The following is a 19153-nucleotide window of genomic DNA, read 5'->3' as shown; positions in this document are numbered from 1 at the left end:
ACTACGGATCGTTCGGCACGTACCTGCCGATGAAGGGACTGAATAACTGTGGCTACAGTTACTTTTGACAACGCAACGCGTCTTTACCCGGGCACCGACAAGCCCGCTGTTGACAAGCTCAACATCGATATCGCCGATGGCGAATTCCTCGTTCTCGTTGGCCCCTCCGGCTGCGGCAAGTCCACCTCCCTGCGCATGCTCGCCGGCCTGGAAGACGTCAACGCCGGCCGCATCCTCATCGGCGACCGCGACGTCACCGACGTTCCGCCGAAGGACCGCGACATCGCGATGGTCTTCCAGAACTACGCGCTGTACCCGCACATGTCCGTCGCTGACAACATGGGCTTCGCGCTGAAGATCGCCGGCGTTTCCAAGGAAGAGCGCGCCACCCGCGTGAAGGAAGCCGCAAAGCTTCTGGACCTGGAGGCCTACCTCGACCGCAAGCCGAAGGCCCTCTCCGGTGGCCAGCGCCAGCGCGTTGCCATGGGCCGTGCCATCGTGCGCAACCCGCAGGTCTTCCTCATGGATGAGCCGCTCTCCAACCTCGACGCCAAGCTGCGCGTGCAGACCCGCACCCAGATTGCTTCGCTGACCCGCCGCCTGGGCGTCACCACCGTCTACGTGACCCACGACCAGGTCGAGGCCATGACCATGGGTGACCGCGTCGCCGTGCTGAAGGACGGTCTGCTGCAGCAGGTCGACACCCCGCGCAACCTCTACGACCGCCCGCTGAACGTGTTCGTTGCCGGCTTCATTGGCTCCCCCGCCATGAACCTGCTCGAACTGCCCGTCGTCGACGGCGGCGTGAAGTTCGGCGGCGCCGTGTACCCCGTGCCGCGCGATGTGCTGGCAGCCGCCCACGGCTCCACCGTTACGCTGGGTGTCCGCCCGGAGGACATGGAAATCGTTGGCGCCGGCGAAGGCCTGGCCGTTGAGGCCGACGTCGTCGAAGAGCTCGGTGCCGACGCCTATGTGTACGGCCACACCTCCATCGATGGCGCCGACCGCGACATCGTGGTCCGTGTCGACGGCCGCCGCCCCCCGCTGAAGGGCGACAAGATCTACGTCCGTCCGCAGGTTGGCCACGTGCACCTGTTCGACGCAACCTCCGGTCTGCGCCTGGGCGACTAGTCCACACAAGACAAGCGCGGGTGGCTTTCCCGGTCCAGTGTCCCTGGGCCGGGCGGGCCGCCCGCGTTTTCTGCTTTCCGGGCCGGAACGTTTCGACACGATTTATAGAGAAGAATTGAGCCATGACTGAATCCAGCGGCGCCCAGTGGACCGACGAGCCCACAGATTTCGACCAGCACGGCAAGCTGCCGCGCACCGGCAGCACCCCCACCGTGCCGGCGTCGGTGCTTGGCTCGTTGAACATTACGGCGGCCTCCACTGACCCCGGACTGCTGGATCTGCCCTGGCACATCAAGCTGGAGGACTGGCCGGCCGAGAACCTGGCCGCCCTCCCCCGCGGCATCTCCCGCCACGTGGTGCGCTTCGCCCACCTGGACGGCTCGGTCATCGCCATCAAGGAAACCTCCGAGCACGTGGCCCGCCACGAGTACCACATGCTCCGCAAACTGGCCCGGCTCGACGTCCCCTGCGTGGAACCGGTGGCAGTCATCACCGGCCGCACCACGCCGTCGGGCGCCCCGCTGGACCCGGTGCTTGTCACCCGGCACCTGAAGTTCTCGCTTCCCTACCGCGCCCTCTTTTCACAGAAGCTGCGCCGCGACACCCTGACCCGCCTGATCGATGCCCAGGCACTGCTGCTGGTGCGCCTGCACCTGATCGGCTTCTACTGGGGCGACGTCTCGCTCTCCAACACGCTCTTCCGCCGCGATGCCGGCGCCTTCGCCGCCTATCTGGTGGACGCCGAAACCGGTGAGCTGTACCCGGACCTGTCCACGGGGCAGCGCGAATATGATCTGGAGATCGCCCGCGTCAACATCGCCGGCGAGCTGATGGATCTGCTGGAGGGCGGTCTGATCGAGGAGAAGGTGGACCCCGTGGCCACCAGCGAGCTCATCATGGAGAGCTACCGCCGGCTGTGGAAGGAACTCACCGAGAAGGAGTCCTTCGAACTGGGCGAGCGCTGGCGCGTGGGTGCGCGCATCCGCCGCCTGAATGAGCTGGGCTTCGATGTCGAGGAGTACGCCATCAAGACCACCCCCGACGGCGCCACCATCCAGCTCCAGCCCAAGGTGGTCGACGCCGGCCACCACCAGCGCCGCCTGCTGCGCCTGACGGGCATCGACGCCCAGGAAAACCAGGCCCGGCGCCTGCTCAATGAGATGGACTCGTTCCGGGCCGACACGGACCCGGACCAGGATGAAGAGATCAGTGCCCACGGCTGGGTCAGCTCCATCTTCGAACCCATCGTCAGGGCCATCCCGCGCGAGCTCGGCGGCAAGCTGGAGCCGGCCGAGGTGGTCCACGAGGTGTTGGAGCACCGCTGGTACATGTCGCAGGCCCAGGACCGCAATACGCCGCTGTCCGAGGCGCTGCAGAGCTACATCGACACCATCCTGCGCCACCGCCGTGACGAGGCCGCCATCATGCTCACCGCCGACACCGCCACCATGGCAATGCTCGAAGGTGGGGTCCTCACCAACTCCGAGGACGACTAGCCGCTCCCGGCCTGGGGTGCCGCTCCCGACGGGAGCGGCACCCCAGGCCGGCCGCCTTCCTTGTCTAGACCCTGGTGAACCGCACAGCCATCCAGGGCTTGCCCGGAAGTGCGACGGTCGGCCGCGCGGGATCCTGGGCGCCGGCGTCTGTCTTGGCCATGGTGAACGTACCGGCCGGGGTGATGGTCATGTTCCAGGTGTCGATGAGGTCGGCCCGATAGGTCTGCGGTGCACCGTTGGGCAGCAGGACATCCCACGCGGTTGGCGCGTCCTCCCCGAAATAGTGGATGTAGTACTGGCTGTCGACTCCGCCGGTGTCGTAGTTCCACCACGGCTGGAGCGCGTCGATCCCGGGAGCCGGGCCGTCGTCCATGATCTGTTTGAGGAACGCAAGCCGCGGTGCGCTGGTGCCGTTGAGGGTGCCACCCTGCCCGAGCCAGGAGGTGCTGGGGTTTTTCTCGGGGTTGTGCGTCTCACCATGCCCGCAGTACGTGCCACCGACGAAGGAGTTCCAGAACCGCTGGGTGATCTGTTCGCCAGTGAATTTGCCCCAGCGCTGGCTGATGTTGCCCTCGTAGCCCACTTCGTCGAAAATGACGGGCTTGAGTGCGAACTCGCGGTGCAGTTGGGCCCGGATGACGTCCAGCGCAGCTCCTGGGTTCTGGATGCTGGCATGCGTGATCCAGGGCTTGCGGGCATCGTAGTAGATGTTCTTGTTGTGCATCGAGCGCAGCCTGTTGTGCGGATCTGCCGCCTGGAGAACCGGGAACAGATAGTCCCAGTCGGCAAGGGTCTTGGTCTTGACCCCGTCATACTCGTTCGCCATGGACCACCACACATTGCGGTAGGCGCCGAACCGGGCGGCAATGTAGCGCACGTAGCGCTCGTCGTCGGCGCGCTTCATATCGGAGTAGCCGCGGGTCGAATCGTACGGGTGGTACAGGATGACGTCGGCCTGGATTCCGAGTTCCAGGAGCCGTGCAATCCGGTCTTCGTAACGGGTGAAGTACTCGGGGTTGAAGCGCGTCGGGTCCCAATCCTTCGGGCCCGGCCCCGTGCGCACAAACGGATCGGTCACGGCGGAGGGGACATTGGGGAAAACCAGCATCCGCATCTTGTTGAAGGGTGCCTTGCTCAGGGTGTCCAGAGTCAGGGCGCACTTTTCATCCGATTGAAGCGCCCACGAGTAGGACGTCGTGCCAATCTGGCGGTATGGCGAGCCGTCGGCATAGGCGAAGTGGTACCCACCCGGCACAACCTGCACCGGGCCGTGGTTTCCGGCGGACGGCGCTACCACCGTAACGCGGCCTGAGTCGCGAAGCGGCGGCAGGTTGCTCTCAATCTTCCACGTCCACTCGCCGGCCTGCGGCGGTGAGAAGCGGACGCGGTAGGTCGAGTTGCCATCATAGAAGCCGGGCACCGTGATCGCCTGTCCCGCTCCCTGGAACACCGCAGCGAGTGTTACATCGACGAACGGGTTGCTGTTGCCCTTCTCCGGGCCCTTGAGCACGATCTCATAGAGACCCCATTGTTCAACCGTCCCGGGCTGCTTCACAGGCTTGTCCGCGGGCACCGCCGACGGGGCCGCCACAGCCGGCGACGTTGACGTCCCCACGGCCGCGACGGCTCCGATAGCAGCCGCGCCGGCCAGAATACTTCGTCGTGTGATCTTCATCGATCGTCCTCCACATGATTGATTGAAACGTATCAGCGGTAGGAGCCTATAGGACTTGGATCACCTTTGGTACCCTGAATATTCAGTCATGCAACATTATTCAGCCTGAAAGCATGCAGATATCAGGCAGCGACCGCGGGATGCGGGACGGGTTGTTGGGGGAATTCAGGCGTTCATTCCGTGTCGGGCGGAAGCGGCCATCGACGCCGTCGAAGTCCGCTGGTCGTGCCTGGGCCCACGGCCGGGGACCCTAGTGTCGACCGCTTTCCTTGTTGAGGGCGTACACCGTGTACATACCGCCGGCCACCACCAGGGCGGAAAAGAAGACCATAAGCCAGGTCATCACACTGCCGCCGGTGGACGCCGGCTGCGCATCGGCCAGGTTGGCCTCCGGCTTCACCGCCGCCTTCGAGATGCTGGCCGTGGACGTCGCCGTCGCCGTTGCTGTGTAGGTGGGCCAGGCGCTCTCGGAGGCCGTGGCGGTTGCCGTCGGCTCGTCGGCGGGCTCGGATTCGACGACGGCGGGGGCCCGCTGGGTCTGGACGGCCGGGGCCGGAGCCTCAGGCGCCTTCGTAGCTGCGGGCGGCGCAGTCGCCGTCGGGACAACCGTCGGCTGGGGCGCCGGCTCCACCGTCTTCTCAGGCTTGCTGGGGAGCTCAACGGGAGGAGACGGCAGCTCCACGGCGTGCGCGGCGGTGGAGGCCGTCAAGGTGCCCACGGTGCCCAGCAGGCCGATCGCAAGGGCGGAAAGGGCCGTGGCGGCAATGGTGCGAATACGCGTTTTCAAGCAAAACTCCGAAGATTGGCGGACACCCGCCCGGCGGACGGCAAACTCATCCCCCCGTGGCATCCTGCCGTGGCCGCCGGATTAATGCAAATTACCGGCGCGCCGGAATGGCCTTGCCCGGGTTGAGGATGTTGGCCGGATCAAAGTAGTTTTTGATGCCGCGCTGGAGCTCCAGCAGGTCCTCGTTCTGCTCCAGCCCCAGCCAGCGGAGCTTGTACTGGCCCACCCCGTGTTCGCCGGTGATGGTCCCGCCAAGGGCCAGCGCCTTGTCGATCGATTCGTCCAGCGCGCGGCCCAAAGCGGCAACGGATTCCTCCGTGTGCTCGGCGACATGGAAGGTCGGGTGCAGATTGCCGTCCCCCGCATGGGCGATGACCCGTACCCCCACGCCGTGGCGGACGGCCATCTCTTCCAGTGCCGTGACGTAGTGGACCAGCTGCGAGCGCGGCACCGCCACGTCCTCCCCCACCGTGATCTCCGAGTCAACGTCCATGCCACGGCTGTGGCGGCGAAGGTCCATCAGCCGGTTGGCCTCGTCCGGATCTTCCTGGCTGGCCCGCCCGCCCAGCGCCGTCAGGGCCGCAATGGCGATTTCCACTTCCTGGGCGGCGGCCAAGCCGTCGAACTGGGCCAGCAGGAGCGCCGTGCCGCGGCTGGCCAGATCGGATCCGTTGCGGAGGTCCAGTTCCTGCAGCGACGGGCCATCCAGCAGTTCCAGGATGCTCGGCTGCACGCGGGCCCGGCCCAGGGCCAGCACGCCCTCGGCGGCGGACTGCACCGTGGGGAAGAACACCGCGAGCGTGCGGATGTCGGTAGGCAGGTACTTCAGCCGCACGGTGATGCCGACGACGATGCCCAAGGTTCCCTCGGAGCCCACGAACAGGCTGGTCAGGTCGTAGCCGGCCACACCCTTGAAGGTGCGGTGTCCGGTGTGGATCAACTCGCCGTCGGCCAGCACCACGTCAAGGGCCAGCACGGCATCGCGGGTGACGCCGTATTTGGCGCAGCGCAGCCCGCCGGCATTGGTGGCCACGTTGCCGCCGATGGTGGAGACCTTGTAGCTGGCCGGGTCCGGGGCGTACATCAACCCGTGTTCGGCGGCTGCGGTGTTCAGATCTGCGTTGACCACGCCGGGTTCAACGCGGGCCACCTCGTCCGCGGCGTTGAGCTCAAGGATGGTGTTCATCCGCTCCAGGCTCAGCACAATGCTGCCCTCGGTGGCATGGGCCCCGCCGGACACGCCGGTGCCGGCGCCGCGCGCGATGATCGGTACGCCGTGGCGGGCCGCGATGCGCACCACCGTCTGGACGTCGGCAATGGATTCCGCCCAGACGACAGCCACCGGCTCTGCGTAGGCCAGGATCGGACCCTGGTCGACGGCGTACGCCGTGCGGACCGCAGCCTCCACGCTCAGCTGGTCGGAGCGCAGCTGTGCACCCAGATCGCGTACGAAGGCCGTCTCGTTGTCCGTGCGTGCCGCCATGGCCAGTCCCATCCATTTGTTCCTGCCGGCCGGGAGGCTGCCCCGGCCCTTGGGTATCATTCTAGGCAACGGACGGTGACCCACAGAAACCATGTCCGCGTCAGGAGACCGCCGCATCCTCCGACGGGGCATTCGGGACCACAGTGCCCGGCAGCTCCCAGATGTACGCGCCCGGGCCGGTGCCCGAGAGCACGGCCGCGCCGTACGCCGTCGTCCAGGTCCATTGCCCCGCGGCGAACAGCGGAGCGCTGGCCAGCGCCGACAGGGCTGCTGCAGGGAGAATCGGGGCATCAAATCCGAGTCCGGAGAAGTCCGCCCGGGAGGCAACCACCAGCAGCGATCCCTCGGCACTCTCGCGGACGTAGGCCAGCACATCACCGGCCGCATGGAGCCAGCGCAGCCCGCCGCCGGTCGCGGCCGCATGTCCATGCCGCAGGGCCGCCAGCTCACCATAGGCCCCGCGCAGATCCGTGATGATCCGCGATGGATCGTTCCACGGCATCGGTGTGCGGGAGAATTCGCCGTTGGCGCCCTCGAGGCCGAACTCGTCCCCGGCAAAGACCACCGGAATGCCCGGCAGGGTGAACGCCATCGCGGCCCCCACCAGTTGGCCGCCGGGCAGCATCACGCTGGCGGCGCGGGCCGTGTCGTGGGTGTTCAGCGCATTCATGTTCGCCGAGCGCACCTGCCAGCTGAAGGCGCTGGCCAGATCCCGGTGCGTGGCCAGGAAGTCCTCGGCGGGGATCCGGTTGGGCCCGCGCAGCGGTGTGCCGAAGAAGTCGACGTCGGGAGCCTCGCCACTGAGCCACTGCCACAGCGGCCTGGTGAAGTTGGAGTATGTCATGGCACCCTGCCAGCCGGAGCCGTCAACGTCCGGGGCGGCGTCACTGGTGGATTCGCCCAGCAGCAGCGCATCGGGGTTGATCTCCACCACCCTGTCGCGGATCAGCTTGGCCACCTCGTGGTTCACGTCCTGGGCGCCCAGCCGGCCGGTCATGTTGCCGACGTCGATCCGCCAGCCGTCCAGGTTGAATGGGGGCTTCAGCCACCGTGCCACCACCGAGTCCTCGCCGCTGACGAAGGCCTCCCGCAGCCCGGCCGAGGCCCAATTGAACTTCGGCAGCGAGGGGATCCCCCACCACGATTCGTAGCTCATGTGGTCCGGACTGAAGTAGTAGTAGTCGGTCTCCGGAGCGGACGGATCGGCGAGCGCACGCTGGAACCACTCGTGGCTGCTGCCCGAATGGTTGGCCGTGAGGTCCCCCACCACCTTCATGCCGCGGGCATGGGCGGCCTCCACCAGTTTGATCAGTGCCTCGTCCCCACCCAGCAGCGGGTCCACACTGTCAAAGGTGGAGGCGTCGTAGCGGTGGTTGGAGTGCGCGGGGAAGAAGGGCGTCAGGTAGACGATGTCCATCCCCAGCGCGGCCAGATGGTCCAGCCTGGCGGTGATGCCCGGGATGTCCCCGCCGTAGAACTGCTCAGCCACACCCGCGCCGCGGCCGCGCACCTCGGTGCTGTTCCAGTCGCAGGGCACGGCCCACTCCGGCAGCGTGTGCGCATCTGCACCGGCGGAGCGTGCAAAGCGGTCCGGGAAGATCTGGTACATCGCCGAGCGGGGCACCCAGTCCGGAACCGGCGCAAAGACACCCAGCCGGAAGTCCGCGTAGTCAGAGACGTCGCGGTTGTGCAGCCCGGCGCTGTTCAGCCACCAATAGGCCGGGCGCCCGGCGTCGGAGGCCGTCTCAAAGAGGAAGCGGTACTTCGCCACGGGGTTGGCCACCAGCATGGTGGCCTCCCACCAGGTCCAGCCGTCGGCGTCGCCCAGGCGTGCGGCCTCGTCGTAGCGCGGCTCGCCGTCCTGGACGGAGCGCACCCAGACCCGCTGGACCTCCTGCCAGTCGTGCGGGGTCCGCACGCGCAGGGGAGACCGTTCGGCGAGCGCCGGCGGAACCTCCCCCACATAGAGGGCCGATCCGTCGTGGTGTGGCTGTGCTTCGAGCATATTTACCCCTTCACGCCGCCCTGGACCAGGCCGCTGACTATGTAACGCTGCAGGAACAGGAACAGTGCCATCACTGGGACGGCGGCCAGCACGGCCCCGGCGGAAAAGACGCCCCAGTTCTTGGAACGGGTGTCCGCCACGAAGGAGTACAGCCCCACGGCCAAAGTCTGGCTGTCAGGATCCGTCAGCACCACGCTGGCAATGACAAATTCACTGGAAATCCCGATGAACGCCAGCAGCCCCACCACGGCCAGAATCGGCGTCACCAGGCGCAGGATGATGCCGAAGAAGATCTGCACGTGGCTGGCGCCGTCGATCTTGGCCGCCTCATCCAGGGTCTGTGGGATGGTGTTGAAGAAGCCGTACATCAGGTAGGTGTTCACGCCCAGGGCACCGCCCAGATAGACCATGACCAGCCCGAGCTGGCTGCCCAGCCCCAGCCACGGGACAACCTCGGAGATGCCGCTGAGCAGCAGGAAGATGGCGACGACGGCCAGCAGCTGGGGGAACATCTGCAGCAGGAGCAGCGAGAGCAGTCCCACGCGGCGGCCCTTGAACCGCATGCGCGAGAACGCGTAGGCCGCCATGGCGCCCAGGAACACTGTGGCGGCGCTGGTCACCAGCCCGATGATCATGGTGTTGATGAACCAGCGGCCAAACGGTCGGGCGGGGTCGCCGAAGAGCTTGATGAAGTTGCCGATGTCGATCTGGCTGAACAGTGCATTTGAACCCACCAGGGTGCCGTTGGAGTTCAGTGCCGCCGACAGCACGTACAGCAGCGGGAAGACGGCGAAGAGGCTCACCACCACGCCCACCAGGTGGCGCCACCCCTTGTCCCTGAACCAGACGCCGAAGGGCCGCCGGGGCTGGGACGGCAGGACCGCCGTCGTCGTCGCGGCCTTGCTGGCCACGGAAGTCTGAGTGCTCATGAGTTCACGTCTTCCAGTGCTTTGGTCTTCTTGAAGCTGATCGCCGAGACCGTGGCCACGATGATGAAGATGATGATGGCCAGTGCGCTGGCCAGCCCGTAGTCGCGCCCGGTGCCCTGGCCGAATGCCACCTTGTAGACCAGGGTGATGAGGATGTCCGTGGAGCCGATGTCGCGGGTGGTGTCCGTGAACCGTGGTCCGCCGCCGGTGAGCATGTAGATCACGTTGAAGTTGTTGAAGTTGAACGCGAAGGAGGCGATGAGCAGGGGCGCAATCGACACCAGAAGCAGCGGGAGCTTGATGGCCCGGAATACGCGCCACGGGCCGGCGCCATCCATGCGTGCCGCCTCGTCCAGCTCCGACGGCAGGGACTGCAGGGCGCCGGTGCACACCAGGAACATGTACGGGAAGCCGAGCCACAGATTGACCACCAGCACACTGATCTTGGCCAGCACGGGGTCCGTGAGCCAGCCGATCTCCGCACCGCCCAGCAGCGTCTGGTTGAGCCAGCCGAACTGCGGGTTCAGGATGCCGGACCACACCAGCCCAGACAGGAACGCCGGGAAGGCGTAGGGCAGGATCATGATGATCCGGTAGATCTTCTTGCCGCGCATATCCTCGCGGTTGAACGTCATGGCCAGGAACAGGCCCAGGGCAAACGTGAGGATCACCGAGGCAATGGCAAAGGTGAAGGTCCAGACAATCACGCCCAGCAGCGGCCCGCGCAGATCGGGGTCGGTGAAGGCCTTGACGAAGTTGTCGAAGCCAACGTTGATCTTCCAGCCGGTGCTGAGCGTGTTGTCGGCGGCATCGGCGAAGGCGCCCTCGCCGTTGTCCGTGTACACCACGCCCGTTTCCAGGTCAGTGAAAGTGTCCGCTGCCGCGTCGTAGTGCATGGAGGGCTTGAACTGGTACGCCGTGCTGCCGTCGGCGGTGCGCAGGCTGCCATCACCCGGATCCGAGGACACCGGGACGGAGATCTTCAGGATGGCATCCTGCTGCGCAACGATCTGGTTGAAGTTCAGCGTTTGGAAGCCGGGCAGCGCGGTGGCCTTGCCCGAGGAGTTCTTCGTGGCGTTGGGAGCAGGCTCCAGCGCCGTATCGGCCGAGCCCAGCTGGACCGTGCCCGCCGGATCGGTGAAGAGCAGGTAGAGCGCCGAGTCCTTTTGCAGGACGGCGGTCTGGAAGGCCGGCGAATCCGGGACGCGCTCCTGCGCCGTCATCTGGATGGCGGCAACGGCGTCGTCCTTGGAGCTGTTGTGCCCGTCGCCGTAGTTGGTGAAGGCAATGTAGCCGCTGTACATGACAACAAAAACCTGGAACACCAGCAGGAACAAGACCCCCGGGGCAAGGTATTTCGCCGGCAGGCCGCCCTTGCGCAGGTAGATCCAGTTGATGGCCAGCACGACGACGGCGGCCACGGCCAGCACCAGCCAGGACGCGCTGATGAACAGCATCATCATCACATAGACGGCGAAGGCATCAACCAAGCCCAGCAGAACGATCTTGGCGATGATGCCCTTGAGCGAATCGAAGCCGACATGCTTCGCCGCCTTCAGGGGTGGTTTCGGGCGCGGGGCCTGCGCCGCGGATTCCCGGGCGGGGGCAAGCGGCGTCTCTTCTGGAGCTTTTGTCACAGATCTCTTCCTTGGGTCATGCGGGGCAACAACGGATGGCGTTGCGGCTCCCCGAGCCGGGGAGCCGCAACGCCAGACGCACGGCTAGGCGCCGATCTTGGCCTTGATGGAAGCGGCCATCTTGGCCCACTCGGTGGCGGGGTCCGCGTTGCCCTTGATCAGGGCCAGCTCGGTGGCTCCCCAGTCGGCCCAGACGGCGGACATCTCGGGGATGGCCGGCATGGGCACGCCGTCCTGGCCGATCTTGCCGAAGGCGGCAACGATCGGGTCCTTGGCGGCCTTCTCGAAGGAGGACTTCAGGGCCGGCGGACGGCCACCGGCGGTGAACATGGAATCCTGTGCCGCCTCGGTGGAGAGGTAGTTGGTGACGAACTCATTGGCCGCGAGGGCGTTGGCGCTCTTGGCGCTGATGAAGAAGCCGTTGACGCCGATGAACGGGCGGGCTTCCTGGTCGCCGGCGGTGGGCAGCGGATCGATGGCCACCTTGATGCCCTTGGCCTCGGCGTCCGGGACGTTCCACGGGCCGGTCAGGTAGTAGGCGCTCTCACCGGCCAGGAACTTCTCCTTGGCGATGTCACCGGTGATGTTGGAATTCAGCGCCTTGGTGCCGGTGTCGCCCCAGGCCACCAGCTTCTTGGCGAACTCGATGCCGGCAGCCTCGCCCAGCACCAGGTTCTTGGGGTCGTAGCCGCCGTCGGCCGTGAGGCCGAAGACGGAGGACCCCATGGAGGTCTGCAGCGGGTAGAGGTGGTACGGGTCGGCCTGCTTGGGGTCCAGCCCCACCAGGAACGCGAACTTGGCCTTGCCCTCGTCAACGGTCTTCTGGCCGTTGGCCAGCACCTCGTCGAAGGTTGCCGCCGCGGTGGCCACCAGGCCGGTGTTGCGCAGCAGCGCGATGTTCTCTGTCGCATAGGGGACGCCGTACAGCGATCCGTTGTACGTCATGGCCTTGATGGCGGATTCCTGGAAGCCGGCCGCCTTGTCGCCCAGCTGGAGCGGGGAGATGACACCGTTCTGGACGAACTTGCCCACCCAGTCGTGCGGGCCGACAATCAGGTCCGGCCCCTTGCCGGTGGGCACCTGGGTGATGAAGTCATCGCGGACGGCGGCGAAGTCCTTCACCACCAGCTTCACCTCGATGCCGGTGTCTTCCTTGAACTTGGCCGTGATGTCCTTCAGGGCCGGCGCACGCTCGGCATCCACCCACATGGTGATGGTTGCCGCACCGGAAGCGGTGAGGTCGGTGCCCTCGGGGCTGCTGGCGGTGGAGTTGGCACCGCAGGCGCTCAGAGCCACGGCCGCAACTGCTGAAAACGCGCCAATGGTGAATACCCGGCGGTTGATTGGTGTCGTGAGGGCGTCTTGCACCTTCATTGGTGTCCCTTCGTAAAGTCCCATTGGCCACCGGGCGGCTCATCGGCCCGAGCGGTGGACGTATCCGTGATACGACTCACAACTGTAAGCGCTTCCAATCTATCTGTAAACCACCATGATGTGAAATGACGGGGATCCACCTCGAAAGACCCATGCGCTGCCCTGCCCAGCCGATCGATTTTTGAGAGCGTTTACATTTCTGCCGAATTCATCCTAGGATTGCCCTCATGTCTGTCGCTCCCCCACAGTTGCCCGCCGCCCTGCCGCACTCCATGGCCCTGGGCGAGTTGACCGAAGTGCACCCCCTCAGCGCCAACGAGCACTGGTCCAGGTCCTCGGTGATCTACCAGATCTACCCGCGGTCATTCCGCGACTTGAACGGCGATGGAATCGGCGATCTTCCGGGCATCACGGCCGAGCTGCACCATCTGGCCGCGCTGGGCGTCGACGCCGTCTGGCTCTCACCGTTCTTTACCTCGCCGCAGCGCGATGCCGGCTACGACGTCAGCGACTACTGCGATGTTGATCCGCTCTTTGGCACGCTGGCCGATTTCGATGCGCTGGTTTCCCGCGCAGCTGTGCTAAATCTGCGTGTAATCGTTGATCTGGTGCCGAACCACTGCTCCAGTGAGCACCCGCTCTTTGCCGCAGCGCTGGCGGCACCGGCCGGCAGCACGGAGCGTGAGCTCTTCATTTTCCGCGACGGCCTCGGCGCCTCCGGCGAGCTGCCGCCCAACGACTGGGAATCCCACTTTGGCGGCTCCGCCTGGACCCGGACGGCGGACGCTGACGGCGGCCCCGGCCAGTGGTACCTCCACCTCTTCGATTCCTCCCAGCCCGATTTCAACTGGGACAGCCCGCGCGTCCACGCCGAGTTTGAGCGGATCCTGCGCTTCTGGCTGGACCGCGGCGTCGACGGCTTCCGCGTCGACGTGGCCCACGCGCTGGTCAAGGCCCAGGGGCTGCCCAATTGGGGCGGCAGGGCCGACGGCGGCAGCTCCAAAGGATTCCCCGGGCACCGTGCGCCGATGTTCGGCCAGCCCGCGCTGCACGACATCTACCGCCAGTGGCGCAAGGTCTTGGCCGAGTATGGGCAGGACAAGATCCTGTGCGCCGAGGCCAACGTGGATCCGCTGGACAGGCTCGCCGATTGGGTCCGGCCCGACGAAATGCACCAGGCGTTCAACTTCCCGTATCTGAATGCGGAGTTCTCCGCACCCTCCCTGCGGGCGGTGGTCGACGCCTCCCTGGGATCGCTGGGCCGGGTGGGCGCCCCCAGTACGTGGGTGCTGTCCAACCACGACGTGGTCCGCCACGTCTCCCGGCTCGGATTGGATGGACAACTCCCCCGTGGCGGTGACGGCATCGGCCCCGGCGACGTACAGCCCAACCTGGAACTCGGGCGGCGCCGGGCGGCGGCGTCGTCGTTGTTCATGCTCGGCCTTCCGGGCGGCGCCTACTTGTACCAGGGAGAGGAGCTGGGGCTCCCGGACCACACGACGCTGGATCACGGGCACCGCCAGGACCCCACCTTCGGGCGGACCGGCGGTGAACGCATCGGCCGCGACGGCTGCCGCGTGCCGCTGCCCTGGCGCGCTGAGGACACCAACGTTGGATTCTCCTCCGAGGGAACGCCGTGGCTCCCCTTCCCGAAATCGTGGCGTGCGCTGGCCCGCGACGTCCAGGCCGCAGACGACAGGTCCCATCTGGCCCTCTACACCGGTGCGCTGGCGCTGCGCAGGGATCTGCGGCTTGGCGCGGGCTCGCTGGCGTGGGCGGAGCGCTACTGCTCCGATTCATCGCTCGCCTACCTCAACGGGAACACCCTCGTGGTGCTGAACACCTCCGGTGCCCCGATGGACCTGCCCGCCGGCGACGTCTTGATTCGGTCTGATTCCTCGGCCGCCCCCACCGACCAACTAAACTCAGGGGAAACCATCTGGTTGAGTCCAGTTCTGGAAGTTGGGTGAGGTAATCGGTGGCCGGCATCAAAGAAGTAGCCGAACGGGCCGGCCTGTCCATTGCCACCGTCTCGAGGGCGCTGGCTGGCAAGGGCAGCGTCTCTGAAAAGAGCCGCCAGCGCGCCCTGGATGCGGCCGCAGAGGTGGGATTCGTCCTCTCCTATGCCGCGTCCAGCCTGGCGTCCGGTCGCCACCACAACGTCGGCATCGTCGTCCCCGCCGTCCACCGGTGGTTCTTTTCCTCCGTAGTGGACGGGGCCTCCTCCGAGCTCATCGACGCCGGCTACGACCTCACGCTGTACACCACAGGGCAGAACGAGAGCCACCGCAAGAGCGTCCTGAGCGACTTCCTGCTCCGCCAGCGCCTGGACGCGGTCATGGCCGTGTCCCTGGAGCTGAGCGAAGCGGAGATTGCCCAGCTCATGGCCATCCACCGCCCCGTCATTGGCATCGGTGGCCCGCTGCCTGGTGCCGACAGCCTCAGCGTGGACGACTACCACATGGCCAAGACGGCCACGGACCACCTGATCCGGCTCGGCCACACCCGCATCGCCCATATCAACGGCAGCGCCGAGTACGAGGCGGACTTCCAACTCCCCCACACCCGCCGCGGCGGGTATGAGGACTCGCTCCGTGCCGCAGGCTGCGAAATCCGCCCCGAATGGCGGGCCACCGCAGACTTCACCGTCCAGGGCGCCTACAGGAGCGCCCGGCAGCTGCTGGGCGGCTCCGCAGAACGGCCCACCGCCGTCTTCGCCGCCTCAGACGAGATGGCCATCGGTGTCATCCTCGCCGCCCGCGACTTCGGCCTGCGCGTTCCCGCGGACCTGTCGGTCGTTGGCATTGATGGACACGAACTCGGCGAGGTCTTCGGCCTCACCACCATTGACCAGGACCCCCGCGGCCAGGGCGCCCTTGCGGCCCGCCGCCTGCTCGCGCGCTTGGAAACGGACCGAAAGTCCGACGACAGCTACTCACCAACGGCGGAGCCCTACCCCACCCGATTGATCGTGCGCCACAGTACAGCCGTCCCGCAGGCTCTTTAGACGGCTCCCTGGCCCGGCTCGTTGCAGCACGTCCACGGGCTGTTGCCCGGCACCATTGGCCCGATGCCGGGAACTCGAAATTGCATTCTTAAAAGTCCGAGGCGAAATCCAGCCAAGGGTGAACGACTATTGCCAATCCCTGGGAAATTTCATCGATATTCCCAGGGGTCTTGATCTTCAGCCAGAAAGACAAACTCGACAAAGTCCGGCCCGTCCTTCCACTCGTCTTCTATGCCACGGAGCGCTTCGACGGCTGCATGAACCTTGACGCTCCACGGCCGGTCATCATCGGAGGCAGACATGTCCACAATGAAGTCGATCATGAGATAAAGATGCCCACCGTCAGCTCTCAACCCGTCCAGACCGAGGATCAACAACCCCATGTCTCCGGCGATTCTTGCTGCCTTGTAAATGCCCGATACACCGACATATACAGCATCGCCGTCCATTAGCAGCTGAGCTGGAGGGTCGGCGAGGATTCGATGATAGAAATCCTTTTCAATTGTCACGAAGGATTCCCATCCGGTGTGCTGTCTGCCCTGGCGTGGATGACGATTCTGGTGATGCCGCTGACACTAATATAGCCATCCTGGGCCGCATCATGAGGCCTTGATCTGTCGTCGAGGAGCGGACCATCGGCCACAGGATCGCTCCTGTTGCGACCCAGGGGCGCGGACGCAGCACCGCTTTGGGCAGACTGCTAGCATGGGGCACCCCAAAGCAAAGGAGTGCCCCGTGGGCAAGGTGGTCATGTACGGTTCGGTGTCGGTGTCGACGCCAACCGAAAATAGGGCCAGAATCGCCAACTGAAAATGGGGCCACCTGACACCATTGAAGGTGATTACTTTGGATGATTGGGCAACTATCCGCCACCGGTACGCGAACGAGAGAATCTCCAAGCGGGAGCTGGCGAAACAGCTCGGGGTCTCGAGGGGAACCGTCGACCGGGCCCTGGCCGCCGAGACGGCCCCGCGGTATGACCGCAAACCTGCCGGGTCCTCGTTCGACACGTTCGAGAAGGACGTCCGCCGGCTGCTGGCCGGCACGCCGACGATGCCGGCCACGGTGCTGGCCGAACGGGTCGGCTGGGTCGGGTCCGCGTCGCTGTTCCGGGCCAAGATCGCGACGATCAGGCCCGAGTACGCACCGGCGGACCCGGCGGACCGGCTCGTGCACCAGCCTGGCAAAACGGTCCAGTGCGACCTGTGGTTCCCGCACCAGCCGCTGCCCCTGGGCCATGGGCAGGAGGGCAAGCCGCCGGTGCTGGTGATGACGTCCACGTACTCCGGGTTCGTGCAGGCCCGCATGATCCCCACCCGCACCACCGAGGACCTCCTCGGTGGCATGTGGGAACTACTCCAAGACGCCGCCGCGGTCCCGGCCAGGCTGCTGTGGGACAACGAAACCGGCATCGGCCGCGGCAAACTCACGGAGGCGGCCAGCGCATTCGCCGGGGTGCTGGGCACCGAGATCAAGCTGCTGCCGCCCAGGGATCCGGAGTCCAAGGGCATGGTGGAGCGGATGAACGGATTCTTCCGCCGCGGGTTCATGCCCGGGCGCGACTTCCTTGACCCGCACGACTTCAATGACCAGCTCGACGCGTGGCTGCCCAAGGCCAACGCCCGCTATACCCGTTCCCGCCACGGCGCCCCGGCGGACCTGGTGGGCACGGACCGGGCCGCGATGCGCCCGCTGGGCCCGGTCGCCCCGTTGGCGGTGTTCCGCAAGGAGGTGCGCCTGCCGAGGGACTACTACGTGCGCGTGTTCTCCAACGACTATTCGGTGGACCCGTCGGCGATCGGGCGGATCGTGCAGGTCACCGCGGACTTGGACACGATCACGGTCACCGTTGGCACCACGGTGTTGGCCCGGCATGAACGCCGATGGGCCAGGCACCAGATCTTCACCGATCCGGCCCACGTGGCCAAGGCCGCGCTGCTTCGCCGCGACTACCGCGCCAATGCGGCCCGGCGGCCGCCGGGGCAGGCGGTCGTTCAGGAACGCGACCTCTCGGTCTATGACGAGGCCTTCGGGCTCTCCAGTGCCGGCCGTGCCCGCGAGCTGGCCGGGGCGGCCGGATGAAGGCGCAGGCCGCTGGTGCGGGGAAGGACATTGAGTACTACGCCCGCGCCCTGCGGGCCCCACGGATCGGGGACGGCTACCGGCCCCTGGCCAACACCGCCCGGGAGGCGGGCTGGACCCATGAGGAATATCTGGCCGCCGTCCTCTCCCGTGAGGTTGCCGAACGCGAGGCCTCCGGTTCGGCGCTGCGGATCAAGGCCGCCAGGTTCCCGGGCCACAAGATGCTGGAGGACTTCAACTTCGAGCACCAGCCGGCCGCGGACCGGTCCCTGATCGCCCATCTGGGCACCGGGGTGTTTGGGCTGCTTAGGAGTTTTCGGACAGCGGATTAGTGGTTTTTCTACGCTGCCGTGGCCGGCTGCTGGTAACTATAGTGGACCTCATTCGGGCGTCGGTAACCGAGGGCCGAATGGCGTCTGCGGCTGTTGTAGAACCCCTCGATGTAGCGGATGACGTCCCTGCGTGCCCGGTCCTTCGTGGCGTACGTCGTGCGGTACACGCGTTCGTTTTTCAGGGCCGAGAAGAAGGTCTCGGCCTGGCTGTTGTCCCAGCAGACACCGGTCCTCCCCATGGACGACCGCATCCCCAGCCCGGTGACCACCGCACGGAAGGACGCCGAGGTGTACACGCTTCCGCGGTCCGAATGCCAAATCGCGTCCGGCTCGATCCTGGTCGTCGCGGCGGCATTGGACAGGGCCCGTTCCACGAGTTCGGAGCGCATGTGGTCCTCGATCGCCCAGCCGGCGACCTTCTTCGAATAGCAGTCGATGACCGTGGCCAGGTAGATGAACCCCTGCCACGTGTGGATGTACGTGATGTCGCCGACGAACTTGATGCCCGGGCGGTCCGCGGTGAAGTCCCGCCTCACCAGGTCCGGCATCGCCGCGGCCGCGTCGGCATCCGCGACGGTGGTGGTTCTGAAGGGCCGTGGCTGGCACGGCACCAGCCCCTCCTGGCGCATGATCTGGCGCACCAGTTCCGGGGAGCATTCGACGCCCCCGCCGGCCAGGTCCGCGTGGATCCGGCGGTACCCGTAGGTCCCGTCCGATTCCTTGAAGAAATGCTGCACCCGGACCGCCAGCGCCGCCCTGCGGGCCGCGGTGGCCGAGACCGCGCGGGAGCGCCAGTGGTAGAACCCGGAGCGGGAGACCTCCAGCCACCGGCACATCATCAGCACCGCCGGCGCCTTCGGGGCGGCAGCGTAGGAGTCGATGAATTCATACTTCGCCACTACCGTGGCTCCCGTGCGAAGTATGCGGCCGCTTTTTTTAGGAACGCGGCCTCCGCCTTCAGTTCCTGGTTCTCACGTTCCAACTCCTTGAGCCGGGCACGTTCGGACACGGTCAGCTCCGGCTCCGTCCCGGTGTCCCCGTGCGCCTGCTGGTACTTCTTCAGCCAGCTGCGCAGCGTCTCGGCGCCGACACCGTATGCGGTGGCGACGGCCTTGATGGGCTTGGACGAATCGATGACTTCGCGGCACAGTTCATCCTTGAATTCCTGGCTGAACCTGGGTCGTGTTGATGACATTCTGGTCATTCCTCATTCCG

15 protein-coding genes are annotated in these 19153 nt (G+C 66.1%); 6 read left to right on the top strand and 9 right to left on the bottom strand.

Annotation, left to right across the window (positions count from 1 at the left end; all coding sequences use genetic code 11):
- Positions 1-48 precede the first annotated feature (48 nt).
- Positions 49-1131 (top strand): ABC transporter ATP-binding protein, encoded by a 1083-nt coding sequence (locus K254_RS0120385; protein ID WP_026556890.1) that lies wholly within the window; start codon positions 49-51, stop codon positions 1129-1131.
- 122 nt (positions 1132-1253) lie between these two features.
- Entirely contained in the window at positions 1254-2627 is a 1374-nt protein-coding gene (locus K254_RS0120380) for a DUF4032 domain-containing protein (RefSeq protein WP_026556889.1), read from the top strand.
- Positions 2628-2691: 64 nt separating this feature from the next.
- On the opposite strand, the gene K254_RS0120375 is transcribed toward K254_RS0120380, so the two are convergent.
- From K254_RS0120375 to K254_RS0120345, 7 genes are all read right to left on the bottom strand, one after another.
- Complete coding sequence (locus K254_RS0120375; protein ID WP_026556888.1) at positions 2692-4302, bottom strand: DUF5060 domain-containing protein; 1611 nt, start codon at positions 4300-4302, stop codon at positions 2692-2694.
- A 250-nt stretch (positions 4303-4552) separates the two neighbouring features.
- On the bottom strand, positions 4553-5089 hold the full coding sequence (locus K254_RS0120370; RefSeq protein WP_026556887.1) for a hypothetical protein: 537 nt from the start codon (positions 5087-5089) through the stop codon (positions 4553-4555).
- 91 nt (positions 5090-5180) lie between these two features.
- The gene (locus K254_RS24490) at positions 5181-6584 is read right to left on the bottom strand and encodes an FAD-binding oxidoreductase (protein WP_051389443.1); all 1404 of its coding nucleotides are present in this window, start codon (positions 6582-6584) and stop codon (positions 5181-5183) included.
- An 88-nt stretch (positions 6585-6672) separates the two neighbouring features.
- Positions 6673-8577 (bottom strand): glycoside hydrolase family 13 protein, encoded by a 1905-nt coding sequence (locus K254_RS0120360; protein WP_026556886.1) that lies wholly within the window; start codon positions 8575-8577, stop codon positions 6673-6675.
- A gap of 2 nt (positions 8578-8579) precedes the next feature.
- Positions 8580-9506: a sugar ABC transporter permease gene (locus K254_RS0120355; protein WP_026556885.1), complete on the bottom strand. Its 927-nt coding sequence runs from the start codon at positions 9504-9506 to the stop codon at positions 8580-8582.
- Entirely contained in the window at positions 9503-11065 is a 1563-nt protein-coding gene (locus K254_RS24485) for an ABC transporter permease subunit (protein WP_231391962.1), read from the bottom strand. The genes K254_RS0120355 and K254_RS24485 overlap by 4 nt, the downstream gene beginning before the upstream one ends.
- A gap of 162 nt (positions 11066-11227) precedes the next feature.
- Positions 11228-12517 carry a sugar ABC transporter substrate-binding protein gene (locus K254_RS0120345; RefSeq protein WP_026556884.1) on the bottom strand — a complete coding sequence of 430 codons (1290 nt, stop codon included), beginning with the start codon at positions 12515-12517 and terminating at the stop codon, positions 11228-11230.
- A gap of 227 nt (positions 12518-12744) precedes the next feature.
- On the opposite strand from K254_RS0120345, the gene K254_RS0120340 reads away from it, so the two are divergent.
- A complete protein-coding gene (locus K254_RS0120340) occupies positions 12745-14487 on the top strand; it encodes a glycoside hydrolase family 13 protein (protein WP_035750421.1) in 1743 nt (580 codons plus the stop codon).
- A gap of 8 nt (positions 14488-14495) precedes the next feature.
- On the top strand, positions 14496-15524 hold the full coding sequence (locus tag K254_RS0120335; protein ID WP_026556882.1) for a LacI family DNA-binding transcriptional regulator: 1029 nt from the start codon (positions 14496-14498) through the stop codon (positions 15522-15524).
- Positions 15525-15673: 149 nt separating this feature from the next.
- Here the strand turns inward: K254_RS0120335 and K254_RS0120330 are convergent, their stop codons facing one another.
- On the bottom strand, positions 15674-16033 hold the full coding sequence (locus tag K254_RS0120330; RefSeq protein WP_155848640.1) for a hypothetical protein: 360 nt from the start codon (positions 16031-16033) through the stop codon (positions 15674-15676).
- Between the two features lie 328 nt (positions 16034-16361).
- On the opposite strand from K254_RS0120330, the gene istA reads away from it, so the two are divergent.
- Complete coding sequence (gene istA, locus K254_RS0120325; protein ID WP_026556880.1) at positions 16362-17606, top strand: IS21 family transposase; 1245 nt, start codon at positions 16362-16364, stop codon at positions 17604-17606.
- On the top strand, positions 17603-17938 hold the full coding sequence (locus K254_RS24480; protein WP_081710284.1) for an ATP-binding protein: 336 nt from the start codon (positions 17603-17605) through the stop codon (positions 17936-17938). The genes istA and K254_RS24480 overlap by 4 nt, the downstream gene beginning before the upstream one ends.
- An 8-nt stretch (positions 17939-17946) precedes the next feature.
- Here the strand turns inward: K254_RS24480 and K254_RS0120315 are convergent.
- Positions 17947-19133, bottom strand: a protein-coding gene (locus K254_RS0120315) for an IS3 family transposase (protein WP_155848402.1) whose coding sequence is annotated in 2 segments (ribosomal slippage) — positions 17947-18878 and positions 18878-19133 — 1188 coding nt in all. Because the reading frame shifts where the segments join, the coding sequence is not laid out codon by codon here.
- Between the last annotated feature and the right edge of the window lie 20 nt (positions 19134-19153).

The sequence above is a fragment of the Arthrobacter sp. 35W genome (assembly GCF_000482545.1).
Classification (GTDB): Bacteria; Actinomycetota; Actinomycetes; order Actinomycetales; family Micrococcaceae; genus Specibacter.
The sequence above is the reverse complement of the archived record's forward strand: the minus strand, read 5'-3'. Positions and strand labels throughout refer to the sequence as shown.

What these genes read in the sequence shown, in the direction of transcription:
- K254_RS0120345 (WP_026556884.1), bottom strand. Translation starts at nt 12,517, where the DNA reads ATGAAGGTGCAAGACGCCCTCACGACACCAATCAACCGCCGGGTATTC.
- K254_RS0120355 (WP_026556885.1), bottom strand. Translation starts at nt 9,506, where the DNA reads ATGAGCACTCAGACTTCCGTGGCCAGCAAGGCCGCGACGACGACGGCG.
- K254_RS0120340 (WP_035750421.1), top strand. Translation starts at nt 12,745, where the DNA reads ATGTCTGTCGCTCCCCCACAGTTGCCCGCCGCCCTGCCGCACTCCATG.
- K254_RS0120375 (WP_026556888.1), bottom strand. Translation starts at nt 4,302, where the DNA reads ATGAAGATCACACGACGAAGTATTCTGGCCGGCGCGGCTGCTATCGGA.
- K254_RS0120380 (WP_026556889.1), top strand. Translation starts at nt 1,254, where the DNA reads ATGACTGAATCCAGCGGCGCCCAGTGGACCGACGAGCCCACAGATTTC.
- K254_RS0120360 (WP_026556886.1), bottom strand. Translation starts at nt 8,577, where the DNA reads ATGCTCGAAGCACAGCCACACCACGACGGATCGGCCCTCTATGTGGGG.
- K254_RS24490 (WP_051389443.1), bottom strand. Translation starts at nt 6,584, where the DNA reads ATGGGACTGGCCATGGCGGCACGCACGGACAACGAGACGGCCTTCGTA.
- K254_RS24480 (WP_081710284.1), top strand. Translation starts at nt 17,603, where the DNA reads ATGAAGGCGCAGGCCGCTGGTGCGGGGAAGGACATTGAGTACTACGCC.